This is a genomic window from Pseudoflavonifractor phocaeensis, assembly GCF_016901955.1.
GTDB classification, from domain to species: Bacteria; Bacillota; Clostridia; order Oscillospirales; family Oscillospiraceae; genus Flavonifractor; species Flavonifractor phocaeensis_A.
The window spans coordinates 1-2,579 of record NZ_JACJLC010000162.1 but is presented as its reverse complement, the minus strand read 5'-3'; the positions used below and the strand labels follow the sequence as shown (position 1 = coordinate 2,579).

Sequence of the window (2,579 nt, the reverse complement as noted above, 5' to 3'; positions counted from 1 at the left end):
CAGCTTCCACAATTCGTCACTTACCAGCTTCTTGGGCATTTTCTTCACCCCCTACTGGTATTTTACACCATATTTCGATATTTGTCAGGTTTTGTTAGGTGCTCTAAGCAAAAAGGAGAGAAGGGGCCCATACAGAAAACCCTCTGGCGTAGCCAAAGGGTTTTTGATACAAAACGGGCCATGCGGAACTTCGCATGGCCCGTCCGGATTTCAGAACCGCAGCAGCCCCAGGGACTGGAGCAGCAGGAAAAACAGCATCAGCGGAGTGATGATCTTGACCATAACCACATACAAGGACTTCCGCTCAAAGTGGCAGCCGCCCAGGGTGACTTCGTCGATGACGGTTTTTGGCTTGACCACCCAGCCGATAAGGATACAGGTGGAGATTGCCACCACTGGCATAAGGATATAGTTGCTTACATAGTCCAGAACATCCAAGATCTGGCCAGGAGTGGCGCTGTTGGGCAGCGTAAGTTCGAAGTAGAAGAGATTGTAGCCCAGGCAGACCACAATCCCGGCGACCAGGGCCACAGCGGTAACGCCCAGGGTGGCTTTTTTCCGGGTGGTGTGGAACTTGTCCATGACACTGGAGACGATGGCCTCCATAACGGACACAGAAGAGGTCAGGGCCGCGAAGGCCACCATCAGGAAGAAGACGGCGCCAACAATCACCCCCACCTTGCCCATGGCGCCAAAAACCTTGGGCAGGGAGACGAACATCAGGCTGGGGCCGCTGTTCATGCCCTCAGTGCCCATGAAGGTGAACACCGCGGGCACGATCATAAGCCCTGCCAGGAAGGCCACAACGGTGTCAAATATCTCGATCTGGTTGACGGACTTGACCAGGTTGGTCTCCTTCTTCACATAGGAACCGTAGGCCACCATGATGCCCATGGCCACGCTGATGGAGTAGAACAGCTGCCCCATGGCGTCCATCAGGATGATGAGGAACTCTTTGACGGTCATGTCGGAGAAGTCCGGCACCAAGTAGACCAAAAAACCCTGGAGTCCGGTGCGGGTATTTCCGGCGTCATCGGTGTGGGACAGGGTCAGGGAGAACGCAGCGATGGCCAGGATCAGCACCAGAAGGATGGGCATCAGCACTTTGGAAAACCGCTCGATGCCGGTATCCACGCCCTTGTACACCACCAACATGGTGGCGCCCAGGAAAATGAGGAACCAGATCATAGGGCTCCAGGTGGAGGTAATGAAGCCGGTAAAGTACCCGTCTGCCATGGCCACACTGGCACCGCCGGTCAGATATGTGGCCAGGTATTTAAGGACCCAGCCGCCGATGGTGCAGTAATACGGCAGGATGATCACCGGTACCAGACAGGCGATGACGCCCAGCCAGCCCCAGTTGCGGTTGAGGACCCGATAGGCCGTCAGGGGACTCTGGCCGGTTTTCCGGCCGATGGCGATCTCCGTGGTCAGCAGGGTAAATCCAAAGGTCAGGGCCAGGACCAGGTAGCACAGCAGAAACACGCCGCCGCCGTCCTTGGCCGCCAGATACGGGAAACGCCAGATGTTTCCCAGGCCCACGGCGCTGCCGGCTGCCGCCAGCACAAAGCCGATAGACCCGGTGAAATTGCCGCGCTTATACTTTGATTCCATTGCTCTCTCCTCCCATATTTTGGGGCAACCACACAATTGCTCATTTTCGACAAGACACATCCAAATAGTATACGGCGTTTTTCCGTCATTTGCAAGCGATATGAAGGAAATCCCATCAAAAATGGAAAGCGGTTTGTTCTGCCTATGACAGACTACCTGCTGTTCAACGGCGGGACCAACAAGGAAAGCGGGGTGTTCAAAGCCTCCCTCCAGTACCCCCTGCTGGAGATGACCGACGAGGAGGCCGTGGCCTACTACACCGGCCTCCTGGAGCAGGCCGTCCGGGACGGCGAGACGGAGCAGACGGTCCAATATTCCTGGAACAGCCTCAAATATCAGGTTGAGGGGAACAGCAGTGCCTACTACGGTACCATCGAGATTGGGATCACATACCTGGCGGAACGCTGAGCCCGCCGATAGTTGGATGCGAAAGACAAAAAGAAATCCATAACTGCAGTGCAGAAATGGCTGATGTCCCACTGCTGGGAATACGGCTTCATTCTGCGGTATCCGGAGGACAAATGCGCACTTACTGGCATCAGCTATGAGCCGTGGCATTACCGATATGTGGGCAAGGAGACGGCCAAGAAAATCACTCAGGACGGATTTTGTCTGGAGGAATATCTGTTGAGCTAGTCCGGCTGAAAGCATAGGCGCCTTCAGCGCATTCCCGCCGCATGGCCCGATATCCGATTAGTACCGTCCACACATAGGCACAGGTCTTGGGGATCATCAGCATCCCAATCATGGGTACAGTGTCCGCCCATAGTACCACCGGGATATAAAAAGCAAAGCTTAGCACGATGGTCAGCCACGTCCAGCGGAAGGCCCGGTCCCTGTGGGCCTTGGCGCTACGGTAATGTCTACTGAATAACAGAAAAAGCCTTATATATCAAGCTATAGAAGGCGTTTTATGGTATAATAGGTGCAAGGAAAAGAGGGAAAATGCGCAAAAAACCTTGCAC

The 2,579-nt window shown here is 54.7% G+C and carries 2 protein-coding genes and 2 pseudogenes; 2 read left to right on the top strand and 2 right to left on the bottom strand.

The features are described from left to right. Window positions 1–210 precede the first annotated feature (210 nt). Window positions 211–1,614 carry a sodium-dependent transporter gene (locus H6B51_RS16780; protein WP_204884742.1) on the bottom strand — a complete coding sequence of 468 codons (1,404 nt, stop codon included), beginning with the start codon at window positions 1,612–1,614 and terminating at the stop codon, window positions 211–213. Between the two features lie 144 nt (window positions 1,615–1,758). Here H6B51_RS16780 and H6B51_RS16775 point away from each other — a divergent pair, with 144 nt between their 5' ends. Together H6B51_RS16775 and H6B51_RS16770 are read left to right on the top strand one after the other, a co-directional pair. After that, window positions 1,759–2,022: a hypothetical protein gene (locus tag H6B51_RS16775; RefSeq protein ID WP_204884741.1), complete on the top strand. Its 264-nt coding sequence runs from the start codon at window positions 1,759–1,761 to the stop codon at window positions 2,020–2,022. A gap of 42 nt (window positions 2,023–2,064) precedes the next feature. After that, a pseudogene (locus H6B51_RS16770) lies at window positions 2,065–2,250 on the top strand (M15 family metallopeptidase); the annotation flags it as partial. On the opposite strand, the pseudogene H6B51_RS17915 reads toward H6B51_RS16770, so the two are convergent. After that, a pseudogene (locus H6B51_RS17915) lies at window positions 2,207–2,473 on the bottom strand (hypothetical protein); the annotation flags it as partial. The pseudogenes H6B51_RS16770 and H6B51_RS17915 overlap by 44 nt on opposite strands. Window positions 2,474–2,579: the final 106 nt, after the last annotated feature.

Excerpts from the sequence above, each read along its gene's own strand:
- H6B51_RS16780 (WP_204884742.1), bottom strand. The coding sequence starts at position 1,614 with ATGGAATCAAAGTATAAGCGCGGCAATTTCACCGGGTCTATCGGCTTT.
- H6B51_RS16775 (WP_204884741.1), top strand. The coding sequence starts at position 1,759 with ATGACAGACTACCTGCTGTTCAACGGCGGGACCAACAAGGAAAGCGGG.